This is a genomic window from Rhodococcus phenolicus, from assembly GCF_001646785.1.
In the GTDB taxonomy this organism is placed as follows: Bacteria; Actinomycetota; Actinomycetes; order Mycobacteriales; family Mycobacteriaceae; genus Rhodococcus; species Rhodococcus phenolicus.
The window spans coordinates 49,367-64,546 of record NZ_LRRH01000034.1 but is presented as its reverse complement, the minus strand read 5'-3'; the positions used below and the strand labels follow the sequence as shown (position 1 = coordinate 64,546).

18 protein-coding genes and 1 pseudogene are annotated in these 15,180 nt (G+C 68.7%); 5 read left to right on the top strand and 14 right to left on the bottom strand.

The genetic code is table 11. The annotated features are described in order from the left end of the window. Nucleotides 1–3: 3 nt before the first annotated feature. The 4 genes from A8G15_RS10715 to A8G15_RS10700 all read right to left on the bottom strand — a co-directional run bounded on the left by A8G15_RS10715 (nucleotide 4) and on the right by A8G15_RS10700 (nucleotide 2,183). Nucleotides 4–189: a rubredoxin gene (locus A8G15_RS10715; protein ID WP_068158901.1), complete on the bottom strand. Its 186-nt coding sequence runs from the start codon at nucleotides 187–189 to the stop codon at nucleotides 4–6. Nucleotide 190: 1 nt separating this feature from the next. Then, nucleotides 191–358, bottom strand: a complete 168-nt coding sequence (locus tag A8G15_RS10710) for a rubredoxin (RefSeq protein WP_068158899.1) — start codon at nucleotides 356–358, stop codon at nucleotides 191–193. Then, nucleotides 358–1,584 carry an alkane 1-monooxygenase gene (locus tag A8G15_RS10705; RefSeq protein WP_068158897.1) on the bottom strand — a complete coding sequence of 409 codons (1,227 nt, stop codon included), beginning with the start codon at nucleotides 1,582–1,584 and terminating at the stop codon, nucleotides 358–360. Before A8G15_RS10705 ends, A8G15_RS10710 begins: the two co-directional genes overlap by 1 nt. A gap of 185 nt (nucleotides 1,585–1,769) precedes the next feature. After that, on the bottom strand, nucleotides 1,770–2,183 hold the full coding sequence (locus A8G15_RS10700) for a RidA family protein (RefSeq protein ID WP_068158895.1): 414 nt from the start codon (nucleotides 2,181–2,183) through the stop codon (nucleotides 1,770–1,772). A 70-nt stretch (nucleotides 2,184–2,253) separates the two neighbouring features. On the opposite strand from A8G15_RS10700, the gene A8G15_RS10695 reads away from it, so the two are divergent. Beyond that, nucleotides 2,254–2,874 carry a TetR/AcrR family transcriptional regulator gene (locus A8G15_RS10695; protein ID WP_068158893.1) on the top strand — a complete coding sequence of 207 codons (621 nt, stop codon included), beginning with the start codon at nucleotides 2,254–2,256 and terminating at the stop codon, nucleotides 2,872–2,874. A gap of 69 nt (nucleotides 2,875–2,943) precedes the next feature. Here A8G15_RS10695 and A8G15_RS10690 read toward each other — a convergent pair whose 3' ends face one another. From A8G15_RS10690 to A8G15_RS10680, 3 genes are read right to left on the bottom strand one after another with little or no spacing between them, the layout of a single operon-like run. Further along, nucleotides 2,944–3,228: a GNAT family N-acetyltransferase gene (locus A8G15_RS10690; protein WP_068158891.1), complete on the bottom strand. Its 285-nt coding sequence runs from the start codon at nucleotides 3,226–3,228 to the stop codon at nucleotides 2,944–2,946. Next, nucleotides 3,225–3,869 (bottom strand): CG0192-related protein, encoded by a 645-nt coding sequence (locus A8G15_RS10685; RefSeq protein WP_068158888.1) that lies wholly within the window; start codon nucleotides 3,867–3,869, stop codon nucleotides 3,225–3,227. The genes A8G15_RS10690 and A8G15_RS10685 overlap by 4 nt, the downstream gene beginning before the upstream one ends. 19 nt (nucleotides 3,870–3,888) lie before the next feature. After that, entirely contained in the window at nucleotides 3,889–5,139 is a 1,251-nt protein-coding gene (locus A8G15_RS10680; RefSeq protein WP_068158886.1) for a glycoside hydrolase family 183 protein, read from the bottom strand. A gap of 207 nt (nucleotides 5,140–5,346) precedes the next feature. Between A8G15_RS10680 and A8G15_RS10675 the strand changes: the two genes are divergently transcribed. Beyond that, entirely contained in the window at nucleotides 5,347–8,616 is a 3,270-nt protein-coding gene (locus A8G15_RS10675) for an arabinosyltransferase domain-containing protein (protein WP_068158936.1), read from the top strand. A gap of 23 nt (nucleotides 8,617–8,639) precedes the next feature. Here A8G15_RS10675 and A8G15_RS10670 read toward each other — a convergent pair whose 3' ends face one another. The 7 genes and pseudogenes from A8G15_RS10670 to A8G15_RS10645 form a co-directional block, all read right to left on the bottom strand. Beyond that, nucleotides 8,640–9,155 (bottom strand): hypothetical protein, encoded by a 516-nt coding sequence (locus A8G15_RS10670; protein WP_068158885.1) that lies wholly within the window; start codon nucleotides 9,153–9,155, stop codon nucleotides 8,640–8,642. Nucleotides 9,156–9,164: 9 nt separating this feature from the next. Next, nucleotides 9,165–9,812 carry a Type 1 glutamine amidotransferase-like domain-containing protein gene (locus A8G15_RS10665; RefSeq protein WP_068158882.1) on the bottom strand — a complete coding sequence of 216 codons (648 nt, stop codon included), beginning with the start codon at nucleotides 9,810–9,812 and terminating at the stop codon, nucleotides 9,165–9,167. A 26-nt stretch (nucleotides 9,813–9,838) separates the two neighbouring features. Further along, nucleotides 9,839–10,687 carry a maleylpyruvate isomerase family mycothiol-dependent enzyme gene (locus A8G15_RS10660; RefSeq protein WP_068158881.1) on the bottom strand — a complete coding sequence of 283 codons (849 nt, stop codon included), beginning with the start codon at nucleotides 10,685–10,687 and terminating at the stop codon, nucleotides 9,839–9,841. Next, nucleotides 10,684–11,124, bottom strand: a complete 441-nt coding sequence (locus A8G15_RS10655; protein WP_068158934.1) for an HIT family protein — start codon at nucleotides 11,122–11,124, stop codon at nucleotides 10,684–10,686. The genes A8G15_RS10660 and A8G15_RS10655 overlap by 4 nt, the downstream gene beginning before the upstream one ends. Nucleotides 11,125–11,129: 5 nt before the next feature. After that, nucleotides 11,130–11,513: pseudogene (locus tag A8G15_RS10650) on the bottom strand (SIR2 family NAD-dependent protein deacylase). Next, nucleotides 11,510–11,680, bottom strand: coding sequence for a hypothetical protein (locus tag A8G15_RS31065; protein ID WP_169833881.1), 171 nt, complete (start codon nucleotides 11,678–11,680; stop codon nucleotides 11,510–11,512). The pseudogene A8G15_RS10650 and the gene A8G15_RS31065 overlap by 4 nt, the downstream one beginning before the upstream one ends. Next, complete coding sequence (locus tag A8G15_RS10645; protein WP_068158877.1) at nucleotides 11,680–12,042, bottom strand: DUF488 domain-containing protein; 363 nt, start codon at nucleotides 12,040–12,042, stop codon at nucleotides 11,680–11,682. The genes A8G15_RS31065 and A8G15_RS10645 overlap by 1 nt, the downstream gene beginning before the upstream one ends. A gap of 241 nt (nucleotides 12,043–12,283) precedes the next feature. On the opposite strand from A8G15_RS10645, the gene A8G15_RS10640 reads away from it, so the two are divergent. Genes A8G15_RS10640 through A8G15_RS10630 form a run of 3 tightly spaced genes read left to right on the top strand, consistent with a single transcriptional unit; the run spans nucleotide 12,284 to nucleotide 15,174 of the window. After that, nucleotides 12,284–13,411 carry a Re/Si-specific NAD(P)(+) transhydrogenase subunit alpha gene (locus tag A8G15_RS10640; protein WP_068158875.1) on the top strand — a complete coding sequence of 376 codons (1,128 nt, stop codon included), beginning with the start codon at nucleotides 12,284–12,286 and terminating at the stop codon, nucleotides 13,409–13,411. Further along, nucleotides 13,412–13,744 carry an NAD(P) transhydrogenase subunit alpha part 2 gene (locus tag A8G15_RS10635; RefSeq protein ID WP_068158873.1) on the top strand — a complete coding sequence of 111 codons (333 nt, stop codon included), beginning with the start codon at nucleotides 13,412–13,414 and terminating at the stop codon, nucleotides 13,742–13,744. Further along, a complete protein-coding gene (locus A8G15_RS10630) occupies nucleotides 13,744–15,174 on the top strand; it encodes an NAD(P)(+) transhydrogenase (Re/Si-specific) subunit beta (RefSeq protein WP_068158872.1) in 1,431 nt (476 codons plus the stop codon). The genes A8G15_RS10635 and A8G15_RS10630 overlap by 1 nt, the downstream gene beginning before the upstream one ends. Nucleotides 15,175–15,180 lie beyond the last annotated feature (6 nt).

Below are 15,180 nucleotides of genomic sequence, written 5' to 3'. Positions count from 1 at the left end.
CGGCTAGCGCCGAACGATCTCGATCATCTCGAAGTCCGCCTTGGCCGCCCCGCAGTCCGGGCACGACCAGTCGTCCGGAATGTCCTCCCAGCGGGTGCCCGGTTCGATACCTTCGTCGGGCCAGCCGGCTGCCTCGTCGTACTCGAAACCGCAGACGAGACAGCGGAAGAGCCGGTAATCGGTGGACATGTCAGACGCCTCTCGGCTCGAAGTCGATCTTTTCGCGGACACCGCAGTCGGGGCAGCACCAGTCGTCGGGGACCGATGCCCATGCGGTGCCGGCCGGGAATCCTTCGTGGGGTGCGCCGGTGGTCTCGTCGTAGACGTAAGTGCACACCGGGCATTCGTACGCGGCCATCAGCGTGCCTCGCCGTATCGGGCGAGAACCTTCTCGCGTTTGCCCGGCTGGATGTTCACGCGGGACAGATCGCCGTCGTAGTGGTCGAGAACCCGATGGTCCATCACCTTGCGCCACAGCGGGGGGAAGTACGTGAGCCCGATCATGCTCGCGTAGCCGCTGGGCAGATTCGGGGCGCCGTCCATGCTGCGCAGCGTCTGGTAGCGGCGGGTCGGATTCGCGTGGTGGTCGCTGTGACGCTGCAGGTGGTACAGGAAGATGTTGGTGACGATGTGGTCGGAGTTCCAGCTGTGCTCCGGCGTGCAGCGCTCGTAGCGACCGGATTCGGTGCGGCGGCGCAGCAATCCGTAGTGCTCGAGGTAGTTCACCGATTCCAGCAGTGAGAAGCCGTACACGGCCTGGATGATCAGGAACGGCAACACCACCGGACCGAACACGACGACGAGCACGACGAACAGAGCCACCGACATCAGCCACGCTGACAGTACGTCGTTGTGGAATGTCCACGGGCCCTTGCCGAGTCGTTCCAGACGTGCCTTCTCGAGTTGCCACGAGGACTTCACGCCACCCCACACGCTGCGCGGCAGGAACGTCCAGAAGGATTCACCGAAACGGGCACTGGCCGGATCCTCGGGCGTGGAGACACGGACATGATGGCCGCGATTGTGCTCGATGTAGAAGTGGCCGTAGAAGGTCTGGGCCAGAGCGATTCTCGACAGCCTGCGCTCGAGTTGTTCCTTCTTGTGGCCGAGTTCGTGCGCGGTGTTGATGCCGACGCCGCCCATCACGCCGATGCTGATGGCCAGGCCGATCTTCGACACGAGTCCGAGGCCGTCGTCGAGACCGAGCCATCCGAGGTGCTCGGCCGACCACAGGTAGCACGCGAAGACGAGGCTGGCGATCTGGAACGGGATATAGGCGTAGGTGCAGTACCGGTAGTACCGGTCCGCGGCGAGACGTTCCATCGCCTCGTCGGGCGGGTTCTGGCCGTCCGGGCCGAAGAAGCGGTCCAGGATCGGCAGGAGGACGTAGACGAGCAGCGGTCCGATCCACCACCACACCGGTGCCACCGCGGTCCAGCCGAGCCGGCCGAACGCCCATACCAGTCCGGTCGCGACGAAGATCGCCGTCGGCGGGACCAATCCGAGCAGCCACAGATACCGCTTGCGGTCGTGCCACTGCTGTGCAGGTGCCGGCTGTGTCCGGTCGATGTCGCGCGTCGTCACCCTGTCCTCCTGGATATGACCTGAATCACCCTGCGGTGGACGTTACGCGCGAACCGATCCACTGTCTAGACATATGAGTCTCATTTGTACATAGTCGGAGATCGAGGTGTCGCCGCGTACGAACGGGACAGCCGCCCACGTCCAGGACGTGGGCGGCCGCCGATACCGCCTGCGAAGGGTGCCGCTCAGTCGTCCACCACGGCAGTGGCCTCCACTTCGACGAGGAGATCGGGGGCCGCCAAGGCGGTCACGCCGATACCGGTGAGGGGAGCGGCAGGCGGTTCGATGCCGAGTCGTGTTGCGGCCCGGGTGATGCCCTCGGCGAACAGTGGCATGTTCTCCGGGTTCCAATCCGGGATGTAGACCGTCAACTTGGCGACGTCGTCGAACGAGGCGCCCGCCGCGGCCAGCGCGGTGTGGAGATTGAGGTAGCACTGCTCGACCTGGGCGGTGAAGTCGCCGACGCCGACGGTGTTGCCCTCGGCGTCGACGGCGACCTGGCCGGCGACGAAGATCAGGCGCGAGCCGGTGGCGACCGAGACCTGGCGGTAGAGGTCGACGGCCGGAAGGTTGTCGGGGTCGACGAGGGTGATGGTCATGGCTGCTCCGTGGGTCGGGGACGGACGACGCCAAATAATATAACAATGCAATGCTATGTAAAATCGGCGCGTGGCGAGGACGAAGGACCCGGCGGTGCGCACCCTGCTGATCGAGCGGGCCGCACACATGCTCCGCACCCGAGAACCCATCACCCTCCGGTCGCTCGTCGCCGGGACCGGGGTGTCGACGATGGCCGTGTACACCTATTTCGGCAGCATGGACGGCATGTGGAAGGCGTTGCGGCAGGAGGGATTCACGCGGCTCGCCGACAGATTCGCGACGATGCCGGTCTCCGCCGACCCGGTGCGGGACCTGGCCGCGCTCGTCACCTCGTATCTCGGCAACGCACTCGACCATCCCGATCTCTATCGCGTGATGTTCGACGCGAGCGTGGACCTCGAGGATCTCGCCGCCGCGGACGCGACGCTGGAGTATCTGGTGCAAGCGGCGCTGCGGGGACGCGAGGGCGGCCGGTTCCGGCCCGACGTCGAGCCGCTCGAGCTGGCCACGCAGAGCTGGACGGTAGGCCATGGTCTGGCGTCGCTGGTGGCCGGCGGACCGCTTCCGGTCGCGACGCTCGAGCACGCCGTCCCCATGCTGACGGCGCTCTTCGTGGCCGCCGGAGACGAACCGGACCGGTGCCACGCCTCCGTCGAACTCGGATGGAACGAGAACCGTCCGATCCGATAGCGCGGCGCCGCCACGACAGGGCCGCGGCGGCGCCGGATGTGTGCGGCGGTCGGCCCGCTCGGGCAACGATCAGCTGCGGTACTCGGGATGCTCGGAAACGAACTTCTCGACGTACGAGCACGAGGTGCCGATCTTCAGGCCCTCGGCGCGGGTCGCGTCCAGGGCGTGGCGCACGACGTCGCCGGCGACGCCCTGGCCGCGGAACTCCGGCTCGGTGACGGTGTGGTCGAAATCGCGGACGGCACCGACCTGCGTGTAGTCGGCGTACCCGGCGAGCGCGTCGCCGATGTACAGCGCGAAACGCGACTGCTCGGGAAGGTGCTCGACGCGGCGGTTCTCGTTGTTGTGGCTCATGATTTCACCCTACCGACGCCGGGACGCAGGACGGCGAGGAGTGTGGGGGAGCCCTGGCCGGGCCACGTCCCGGTGAGCACCCCGGCCCCCTCCGGCAGCCCGGCGGACGTGTCGATCACGCGCATCAGCACGATGCCGACGCCTCCCGCCGAGACGGTGGTCGTCGTCGCGTCGCTCGTGTGGGCGATCCGGCCGATGGTGGGCACCGGCGAATCGGGAGTTCCGCTGCCGCTCACCTTCACCGATCCCTGCGTGGCCTTGCCGGTCTCGGCGTCGACGAGGTCGGCTGCGCCACCGCCGGTTGCGATCGCGGTGACCAGCGTGGCGACGTACACCGGGTCGGCGCACGCGTCGTACACCCAGCGGGTTCCGAGCACCGAATGATCCATCGTCGCGACGAGCGAATCCTCCGCCCCGCCGAGCGGAGCCCCGCGATAGGTCAGCGGTACGTGCAGTACCCGGCCGTCCGCGGTCCGCAGCAGGTGTGTCTCGATGCCGACCTCGCCGTCGGGATCGTCGAACCGGTACGCATCGACGCGTTCGAGTTCGGCGGAACCTCCCGACCATGGCTGCGTCGGAACCCACGTTGCGAGGATCTCCGACTTGGACGGCGACAGCTGTGCGTGGTGGATGAGGGCCATGATGTGACGATACGGGCGGTCACGCGGGTGGCGTCGGACTCGCCGGTTTCGGCAGCCCCGCGGCGTCGAGGTCGGTGCGCAGCAACATCACGTTGTAGTCGGACCAGGTGCTGGCCAGGAAGTACAGGTCCTTGCCCGACGACCACGGGTGGATGTACGCGCCGTACACGCTCGGCACGTCCCGGCTGCTCACCAGCACCACCGGTTCGCTCCAGCCGGATTCGAGCGACGTGGAGGTCCGCGCGACGACCGAGTTCGTCGCATCGGTGTACAACGCGACGAAGCCGCCGAGATGCTCGTTGTAGGCGACGGACAGTTCACTGACCGGACCGGGAATCACGACGCCCGCCGTCTTCGGGTCGGACGGCACCCACACCCCGAAGCCGTCCCAGTACTCGTAGGCGAGCGGCTCGAGCAGTGATCCGGGTCGCACCCGGGCCAGGTGTGCGGCGCCGTTGCGCCCGGACGGGGTGCCGAACCGGTACACCCAGCCGTCGTGTTCGACGAACGCGCCCATCTGGAAGTCGGTGTTGCCGCTGAGTGGTTCGTTCAGCCGTGCGGTGAGCGGATGGACCGTCCAGGTCTCGCCGTTGTCCGCGGACGAGGCGAGCGCGGAGAAGTTCGTGTGCCACTCGCCGGGCGCACCCCAGCTGCGCACCGACATGAAATCGAGGTACTGGACACCGTCGATCGCGATGCCCGCGGTGGGAATCGTGGTCACCTCGACGCCGTTGATCTTCCGGCTCTCGATCAGTTCCCCGGCGTGGTTCGGTCGATCCAGCGGGGCACTGTCGATGCTCATGCCGTTGCCCAGTTCACGGTCGCTGCTGCGGAACAGGACGTTGCTGCGCCAATCACCGACGAGACCGCACAGCGGATTGCGGTTGAACCCGAACGTGTCCCCGAACGCCGCGAGAACCTCGCCGTCCCCGTTGTCCCACATGATGCCGAGATCGGTGCCGAGCACCGAGAACCGGGGCACGGTGTCGTTGGCGCCCATCAGCCCGGTCAGGTGCGACACCGCGGTGGTGGTGCCCTTCAATCCGGGGAGCCGGCCGTCCTGTCCGTTGAGCCACGGGATCGGGGTCACGCCGGGTTCGGAACTGCCGGGCAGGGCACTGCCGGTGCTGGGCATTCGGGCGCTGCCCGTGCCACTGCCGGGCGGGCATGCAGCGTGTGCCGTCCCGGTTCCACCGAGCACGAGCACGCACGTTGCGGTCAGGGACACCGGCAGGGTGAGAGCGAGGCGTCGTCGCAGAGACGGGGGCATGGGACCTCCGGTGGGTGTCCTTGGTCGGTGATGCCACACATTCGATGCCGTGCCAACGTAACAGCAGTCACAGCTGCATCTTGTGTCACTTCGGTAACAGATCGGCCGCTCTCGGCGTCCCCGCTTCGGGTTCCGTGCGGACCCGGGGGCCGGGGGATCGCGCCCGGGATCTGGATAAGCTCGGCTGTCGTGACCGAAACCGATGCCGTGACCGGACCGTCGCCGAGCACCCCCACCGGAAGCCGGGACCGTAACGGGACCCCTCGGCCGCATTCCGGGTTCGCACGGGCCCGCCTGCTCGCGACGGTCGGTGGTCTGGTCGGGATTCTCGCCGCACTCGCGATCCCGTTCCTGCCGGTGCAGCAGACCGAGGCGAAGCTCTCGTGGCCGCAGGACGGATCGCTCTCCGGAGTCACGGCACCGCTCGTTTCCTACAGCCCGATCGAGCTGGACATCACCGTCCCGTGCACGACGGTGCGGGATCTGGCGGACGCGGGTGGCGGAGTCGTGGTCTCGACCGCGCCCGTCGGTGCGGCAGCGCCGGACCGATGGGCACTCTCGGCGCGGGTGATCGGCGACGGCCCGGACTCCCGGTTCGAGGTGATCGCGCGGGACACGATTCTGTTGTCCGAGCCCGTCACGGCGCTCGGCGGAGGGGACTGCGCGGTGACCGTCTCCTCGACACCGACCCGGACGGTCGCCGCGGTGACCGGGCCGGACGCCACCATCCCCGAGCAGGTCGTCGACCGCGACCTGCGCCCGCAGATGGTCGGGGTGTTCTCGGACCTCGAGGGCAGCGCGCCCGAGGGGTTGCGGGTCGACGCGACCCTCGACACCCGCTTCACGACGTCACCGACTCCGCCGAAACTCGCCGCGATGGTGATCGCGATCCTCGCGACCGCACTGGCGTTGTGGTCCCTGCACCGGATCGACGCGGCCGACGGGCGCCGCACACGCCGGTTCCTGCCGTCGTCCTGGTGGTCGTTCACCCGGATGGACGCGGTCGTCGTCGGTGTGCTGGTGCTGTGGCACGTGATCGGCGCGAACACCTCCGACGACGGCTACCAGCTGGGAATGGCCCGGGCTGCCGGCGAAGCCGGGTACATGGCCAACTACTTCCGATGGTTCGGGGTACCCGAAGCGCCGTTCGGCACCCCCTTCTACGACGTCCTCGCGTGGATGACGCACATCTCGACAGCGAGCATCTGGATGCGCCTGCCCGCCCTGGCCGCGGGACTGCTGGCGTGGTGGCTGCTCAGCCGTGAGGTCGCACCGCGCCTCGGCGCGGCCGCTACACGAACCTCGGTGCCCCTGTGGACCGGCGCCCTGGTGTTCCTCGCGTTCTGGTTGCCGTTCAACAACGGCCTGCGACCGGAACCGATCGTCGCGGCGGGCGTGCTGCTGACCTGGTGCTCGGTCGAGCGGGCCGTCGCGACGCGGCGGCTGCTGCCCGCGGCCGCGGCCGTCCTGATCGCGGCGGTCACCGTCACCGCCGGTCCGTCCGGCATCATCTGCTTCGCGGCGCTGATCGCCGGTGCGCGCCCGATCGCGAAGATCGTCGCCGACCGGGCGCGGACGGCCGGATACGCTGCGCAGCTGCTGCCGGTGGTGACCGCGGGGACGGTCGTGCTCGTCGCGGCATTCGCGGACCAGACCGTCGCCGCTGTGCGGGAGATGCAGCGCGTGCACGTCCTCCCGCCGGACGAGCCGTGGTTCAACGAGTACCTGCGCTATCAGTGGTTGTTCCAGGACACGACCGACGGCTCGCTCGCGCGACGATTCGCGGTGTTCACGATGGTTCTCTGCCTGCTGACCCTGGTGGTGGCGTTGCTGCGGCGCGGGCGGATTCCCGGCGCGGCGCTCGGGCCGTCCCGCCGCATCGCCGGAATCACGATCGGTGCTATGGCCCTGACGACATTGCTGCCCACCAAGTGGACACACCACTTCGGGATCTACGCCGGCCTGGCCGCTGCCGTGGCGGTCGCGGCGTCGATCGCGGTGGCCCCTACGGTCCTGCGGTCCCGGCGCAACCGGGCCCTGTTCGCCGCCGCGGTCACCGGGGTCGTCGCGATGTCGTTCGCCGGCCGCAACGACTGGTGGTACGTGTCGAGTTACGGCGTGCCCTGGTTCGACAAGGCGCCGTCGATCGCCGGACACGGCTTCGCGGTCGCGCTCCTCGCGGTCGCCGTACTGTTCCTGGGCGTGGCGGCCTGGTTCCACGTCCATCCGGCCGCCTCGGTCCGCACCGACACCCCCTCCCGCGTGTGGGCGATTCCGCCGCTGACGGTCGCGGCTGCGGCGCTGGTGGTGTTCGAAGTGCTGTCCCTCGCCAAGGGCGCGGTGTCGCAGTACCCCGCCTATTCGGTGGCGCGATCCAACATCGACGCGCTCACGGGTTCACCCTGCGGGCTCGCGAACGACGTACTTCTCGAAACCGACCCCAATGCGTCGATGTTGCAACCGCTCTCGGGGGATATCGGCGGCGCGCCGACGGCGGGTGGGGCCGACGGATTCACGCCCGGTGGCGTGGCACCGGACCTCACCCCGGACAGCGAGGAGGTCGCTTCCGGGACCGCGAACGCCGTCGACCGCACCAACGACGACCAGAACACCTCCGGCGGCACGGCCGGAACCGGTGGCGGCTTCGGCGGCGAGGGAATCAACGGCAGTACCGTCGCCCTGCCGTTCGGGCTCGATCCGGCTACCACGCCGGTGCTGGGCAGTTACGGAGCCGGCGGCGCCGCCGGGGTGACCACCGACTGGTACCTGCTTCCCGACCCGGACATTTCCGGGTCCAGGGGTGATCTGGTGTCGATCTCGGTGGCCGGGCGGATCCGGTCGATCGACCCGGACGGGGTCGAAACCTACGGGCAGGATCTGGTGCTCGAGTACGGCACCCGGACGCCCGACGGCGTCGTCGCGGGGGGATCGGTGACACCGCTCGACATCGGTCCGACCCCCTCGTGGCGGAACCTGCGGGTGCCGCTCGACGCCGTGCCGCAGTCAGCCGACGTGGTCCGGATCGTCGCGACCGACCACGACATCCGGCCCGAGCAATGGCTGGCTTTCACGCCTCCGCGGGTTCCGCAGACCCGGACCCTGCAGGATGCGCTCGGTCGTGACACCCCGGTGCTTCTCGATTGGGCGGTCGGATTGAACTTCCCGTGCCAGCATCAGATGCTCCACGCGAACGGCGTCGCCGAGGTTCCCGAATACCGGATCTCCCCGGACCGGCCGCTGGCCGTGGTGACCGGCATGTGGCAGGACCACTACGGGGGCGGACCGCTCGGCTGGACCCAGCTGTTGCTGGGGGCGCGCACGATCCCGTCCTATCTGGAACACGACTGGGGACGCGATTGGGGCTCGATCGAGCAGTTCGTCCCGATCGACCGTGCGGCCGGTCCGGCACGGATCGAGACCACCGCCGTGACCCGGCCGGGATGGTGGACACCGGGTCCGATCAACATCACGTCCTGACCGGGCCGGCGTCGGGATTCCGCTCAGGAACCCGGCGCCGCCGGAGGATGCGCGGCCCGGACCGCGTCGACGAACCGGCGTTTCTCGGTGACGTAGCGGTCCCGGAACGCGTCGGGGTCGTCGGTGCCGTCGCTCGACGACGCGGTGAGGAAGGCGAACGCGGATTCCGCCGCGGCGAGCACCGGATCCGGTGCGGTGAGCCGCATCTCGTTGACGATGGCGTCGAGGTCGACGATGCCGCGCGCGATCGCACGAAGGTGCGGATCGTCCGAGTGCAGCGCTTCGGCGAGTTCGACGTCGGCAAGTGCGGACCGGTCCAGTTCGAACAGATGGTTGTGCACGGTGTCCGCGGTGTGGAGGAACCGCACGTGCAGGGCGCGATCGCTCGCGCGCAGCGTCGGCGCGGGCGCCGGCTGACGGGCCGATCTCCGGCCGGCCCGCGTGGCGACGATCCCGAGCACCACGCCGACGACCAGCGCCACGGGCGCCGCCCACCAGGGTGCGGTCCCGGCGGTGAACAGATCCGACAGCGACTCCATCGTCGGATGTTAGCAGTGAGAAGTACCTGTTCCCTCCGACGTGTCCACGACGATCGCCTCGTCGTCGGTCAGCGCGCGGAACGCGATGTCGTTGCGCGTCAGGTGATCCACGGCGCGGCCGCTGCCGCCGTCGTCGAACGGCGACCCACCCGCGTGCGGCACGATCGCGAACTCCACCAGGCCCAGACCGTCCCACTGAGGGTCGATCCCGCACGTCGGCGGCACCTCGGCCGGATCGTCGGAGAACTCGACGCCGCTCAGCGTCGGTGTCACCACGCACGCCCCGGCGCTGTAACCGGCGTACGCGAGCGCCCCGGACCGCACGAGTTCGGTGAGCACGGAATCACCGCCGGACCGTGCGAGCTGGGCCCGCAACACGAACGTGTTGCCGCCGCGCACCCACACCGCCTCGAAATCGGCCAGGCGGGCGCGGAGCGATGCCGGCGAGCCGAGATGGTCGCGCAGATCCACCTCGACGGGATCGAACCCGAGTTCGCGCAACGGACCGAACTCGCTGAGCACCGTGGACCGCCGGGCCCGAGCGGGCCATGCGTCGGCGGCGTTCGCGATCACCGCGATCGGCCCGGGCGGGCCGGTGATGCGCAGCAGCGCCGCCGGGTCGGCGCCGAAACGATAGGAGGACAGGAACAGACGCATCGGCGTTGTCGGATCCGTGAACGCGGTCAGATGGTGAACGCGAGGTTCTCGACGATGCGCCGGCCGGTGGTGGTGTCGCCACCGAGCGTGATCTCGTCGAGGTGATCGAACGCGTGGACGCGCCCGCCCGCCAGCCGTGCGAACAAACCCGAATCCAGCGTGATCGTGCTGGTCGCCGGACCCGACAGTTCGGGAACCAGCGCGGCCCGTCCGTGGACCTCCAGGTGCAGGGTGCGGGCGAGCGGGCCCGTCAGTTCGAACGTGATGCGCGACCCGTCCGGGGCCTTGCCCAGCTTGCCGACGACGTACGCCAGCGACCCGACGATCTCGGCGACCGCCAGTTCCGCGCGCGCACCGCCCTCGTCGCCGGGAGTTCCGAGCGCGTCCCGGATGTCGAGTTCGTGCATCCAGCAATCGAATACGCGGATACGCATGAACCGCCCGTATGTCGCCGGACCCGCAGGGGTCTGCGCGGGCGCGTCGAACCATTCCTGCGTCATCGACGCGAGCTGGTCGTGGCGACGCGACACGATCCGCCGGTACCGGTCGAGGACACCGGCGCCCGGGGTGCCGCGCAGCGACTCCACCCACCGCTCGTTGAGCGCGCCGATCTCGTTGTGGACGTGCCCGAGAGCGTGCACGTCGATGTCGACGTGCGGAGTGTCCTCGCCCGCGAGGATCGACTCGGTACCGATCAGGTGCGCCACGATGTCCTTGACGGTCCAGCCCGGGAGCGTCGACGGCGTGAACCAGGTGTCCCCGTCGACGCCGGCGAGCAGATCGTCGATCACCGCGAACTGCTCGAACAGCAGCGAACGGATCTGCTCGACGGGAAACTCCGGGGTGGGGGATTCGGGAGTGTGTTCGGTGCTCAACGGGGGTCCTCCGCTTCCAATCGGTCCAGTCCGGCGCGAATCAGGGCTGCGATCGCGTCCGGATCGTGGGGACGGCGCCGGGCCAGCCCGGCCGCCAGGCGCAGTCGGTCGCCGCTCCAGCGGGGCAGCACGTGCAGGTGTGCGTGGGCGACGGTCTGGAACGCGGCCCGCCCGTCGTTGAGCACCAGATGCGCGCCGTCGGGCGCCAGGTCCGAACGGGTCAGCGCCCGCGACAGGTGCTGCGCGGTACGGAACATGGCCGCGCCGTCGTCCGGATCCAGGTCCTCGAGCCGTGCCGCGTGCGCACGAGGCACCACCAGGGTGTGACCGCGCGTGATCGGCCGGATGTCGAGGAACGCGACGACGTTCTCGTCCTCGAACACCGGTGTCGCCGGGGCTGTGCCGGCCACTATGTCGCAGAACACACAGGTTCCCACGTTCGTCACCTTAGCGCCGCGACCAGTTCGGGCAGTCCCACCGCCGCCGTGGTGCGCCACACGTGATCCGTCCGGTCGGAGATCTCCGTCGGTTCCGGCCCGATCTCGACGACCGGCACGCCGTGACCGCGAGCGAGATCCGGGCAGCCCGGCCGCGGGATACACCACACCCGAGGTGCCGACGACGGGCAACAGATCGGCGTCGGCGACGCATCGGCACGCCACCCCTCCGGGGTTGCAAGGGAGGTCGCGTCGAATTCGGACCACAGGCCGGCCCGGGCGTCCCGGAACGTCGGGACCCCGCTCTCGGCGGACATGCCCGCGCCCGTGAGTACGGTGACGCGGCGCGCGGCGCGAGCCGGGTCGAGGATCTCGGACGGAACGCTCATCGGGGTGACGGTAGGGGATCGACGCGATCGGTGTTCCCGGGTCCGTCGGCGTGTCCGCAGCGGGGGCAGGGCTCGTCCACGTCCTCGAGGAACAGTCCGCACTCCGGGCAGACCCGGTCGAGCCAGCACACCGGGTCGCCACCGGTGTCGTGGTCGCGGGCCGTCATCACGCCCCCCTGAGATGTTCGGCAAGGACCACGGCGCCGCTGTGGTCGAGATCGTGCGTCGCGGTGAGCAGCACGAGGGGGCGCCCGTCGGCGAGGCGGTCGAGCCGGGCGACGGCGTCGCGTCCGGATGCTGCCGTCAGTTCGTGGATGTACCGGATGCGGAATTCCGAGAACAGCGCGGCGTCGTGCGCGTACCACTTGCGCAGTTGCGCCGACGGCGCGAGGTCCTTTGCCCACTCGTCGTAATGGAACGCGTCCTTGCGTAGACCGCGCGGCCACAACCGGTCCACCAGGACGCGGAATGCGTCCTCGTCCGCGGGGTGGTCGTATACGCGCTCGACATCGACTGTGCGACGTGACATCCGGTTCCTCCTTGCTTGCACTCACGTCCGCTGGGCAGGATATGTGAAGTGAGCTGCATCACAATTCTTGCACCGCTTTCCTGTTCGGACTCGATTCAGACAGATCGGGCCGCTTGCAGTGGCGTCGCCACCACGGTAGGTCTGCTTTAGCCCATCGGCCCGGCGCGAAATGCTGTGGCCTCGATGTACGCAGCCCGCCGCCCTCGCGGCGAGGCATTTTCTCGAAGCAGGAGTCAGGGGAATGGATACCGAAGGATTGAGCACGGAAAGTGAGGCACAGCGTCGTCCGACCGTCGGCGTCGTTCGCGAGTCGAACGACGGTGAGCGTCGCGTCGCGCTGGTCCCGAAGATCGTTCCGTCACTGATCGGCAAGGGCCTCGACGTGATCGTCGAGGCCGGTGCCGGCGAGGCGGCGCTGATTCCCGACGAGGCCTACGCCGAAGCCGGCGCCACCCTCGGTGACGCCTGGGCCGCGGATGTCGTGGTCAAGGTCGCGCCGCCGTCGGACGCCGAGGTCGCGCGACTGCGCTCGGGTCAGACCCTCGTCGGGTTCCTGGCGCCGCGCAACGCCGAGAACCAGATCGGTGCGCTCACCGCGGCCGGCGTCCAGGCCTTCGCGGTGGAGTCGATCCCGCGCATCTCGCGTGCACAGGTGATGGACGCACTCTCGTCGCAGGCGAACGTGTCCGGATACAAGTCGGTGCTGGTCGCCGCGTCGGAATCGACGCGCTTCTTCCCGATGCTCACCACCGCCGCGGGCACCGTCAAGCCCGCGACCGTGCTGGTGCTCGGCGTCGGTGTGGCGGGTCTGCAGGCGCTGGCCACCGCCAAGCGTCTCGGTGGTCGCACCACCGGCTACGACGTGCGCCCGGAGGTCGCCGACCAGGTGCGTTCGGTCGGTGCGCAGTGGCTGGACCTGGGCATCGACGCCGCCGGTGAAGGCGGGTACGCCCGTGAGCTGACCGAGGCCGAGCGGGCCCAGCAGCAGCAGGCGCTCGAGGAGGCCATCAAGGGTTTCGACGTGGTCATCACGACCGCGCTGGTCCCGGGTCGCCCCGCGCCGCGTCTGGTCACCGCCGCCGCGGTCACCGGCATGAAGCCGGGCAGCGTCGTGGTGGACCTGGCCGGTGAGACCGGCGGCAACTGCGAGCTGACCGAACCGGGACAGACCGTCGTCAAGCACGGGGTGACGATCTGTTCGCCGCTGAACCTGCCGGCGACGATGCCCGAGCACGCATCCGAGCTCTACTCGAAGAACGTCGCCGCCCTGCTCGAGCTGATGCTCGACGACAACGGCGCGCTGGCACCGGACTTCTCCGACGAGATCCTCGACGGCGCGTGCGTGACCCGCTCGAAGGAGAACGCGTAGATGTACACCGAACTGCTCGCGAACATCGCGATCCTGGTGCTGGCCGGGTTCGTCGGGTTCGCCGTCATCTCCAAGGTCCCGAACACGCTGCACACGCCGCTGATGTCGGGCACCAACGCCATCCACGGCATCGTCGTGCTCGGCGCGCTGGTCGTGCTCGGGCACCTGCCCGGTGACGCCCCGTGGAGCATCAAGATCATCCTGTTCGTCGCGCTGGTGTTCGGCACCTTGAACGTGGTCGGCGGCTTCGTCGTCACCGACCGCATGCTCGCGATGTTCAAGCCGAAAAAAGACGCTGTGAAGGTGTCGGCTGAGAAGGGGGCTGACTCCTGATGACGTATCTCGTCACGATTCTGTACATCGTCGCGTTCGCGATGTTCATCTACGGTCTGATGGGCCTGACCGGCCCGAAGACCGCGGTGCGCGGCAACTACATCGCCGCGGTCGGTATGGGTGTCGCGGTGATCGCGGTGCTCATCGACATCCGCGAAACCGACAACTGGGGTCTGATCATCGGCGGCCTGGCCGTGGGTGTCATCCTCGGTGTCCCGCCGGCACTGAAGACCAAGATGACCGCGATGCCGCAGCTGGTCGCGCTGTTCAACGGCGTCGGCGGTGGCACGGTCGCGCTGATCGCGTGGGCCGAGTTCCTCGACTCGAACGGCTTCACCACCGTCGACACGGTGCCGTCGGTGCCGTTCATCGTCGGATCGCTGTTCGCCGCGATCATCGGCTCGATCTCCTTCTGGGGTTCGCTGGTGGCGTTCTCCAAGCTGCAGGAACTGCTGAACAAGAACTTCGAGAAGAAGGTCGTCGCGTCGGCGAAGCTGTTCCAGCTCGCCAACATCGTCCTGGCGATCGCCGCGATCGCGATCGCGATCTACATCGGTGTGCAGGCGAATCCGGCGAACGAGCCGACCTCGGGGATCTGGATCGCGCTGCTGCTCGTCGTCGCCGGTCTGATGGGCCTGTTCGTGGTGCTGCCGATCGGTGGCGCCGACATGCCGGTGGTCATCTCGCTGCTCAACGCCCTGACCGGTCTGTCCGCGGCGGCTGCGGGTCTGGCGCTGAACAACCAGGCGATGATCGTGGCCGGCATGATCGTCGGCGCGTCCGGCACGATTCTGACCAACCTCATGGCCAAGGCCATGAACCGCTCGATCCCGGCGATCGTGTTCGGCTCGTTCGGTGGCGACGGCGGCACCGGCGGCGCGGTCTCCGCCTCGGGCGGCACCGTCAAGGCGACGTCCGCGGCGGATGCGGCGATCCAGATGGCGTACGCCAACCAGGTCATCGTGGTGCCCGGCTACGGTCTGGCCGTCGCGCAGGCGCAGCACGCGGTCAAGGAGATGGCGGCGCTGCTCGAGGAGCGCGGCGTCGAGGTCAAGTACGCGATCCACCCGGTCGCCGGCCGCATGCCCGGTCACATGAACGTGCTGCTCGCCGAGGCCGATGTCGCGTACGACGCGATGAAGGAGATGGACGACATCAACGGTGAGTTCTCGCGCACCGATGTCACCATCGTCATCGGCGCCAACGACGTCACCAACCCGGCGGCACGGCAGGATTCGTCGAGCCCGATCTACGGCATGCCGATCCTCAATGTCGATCAGTCGAAGTCGGTGATCGTGCTCAAGCGGTCCATGTCGTCCGGTTACGCCGGTATCGACAACCCGCTGTTCACCGCGGATCAGACGTCGATGCTGTTCGGCGACGCGAAGAAGATGGTCGGCGAGGTCACCGAGGAACTCAAGGTCCTCTGACACCGA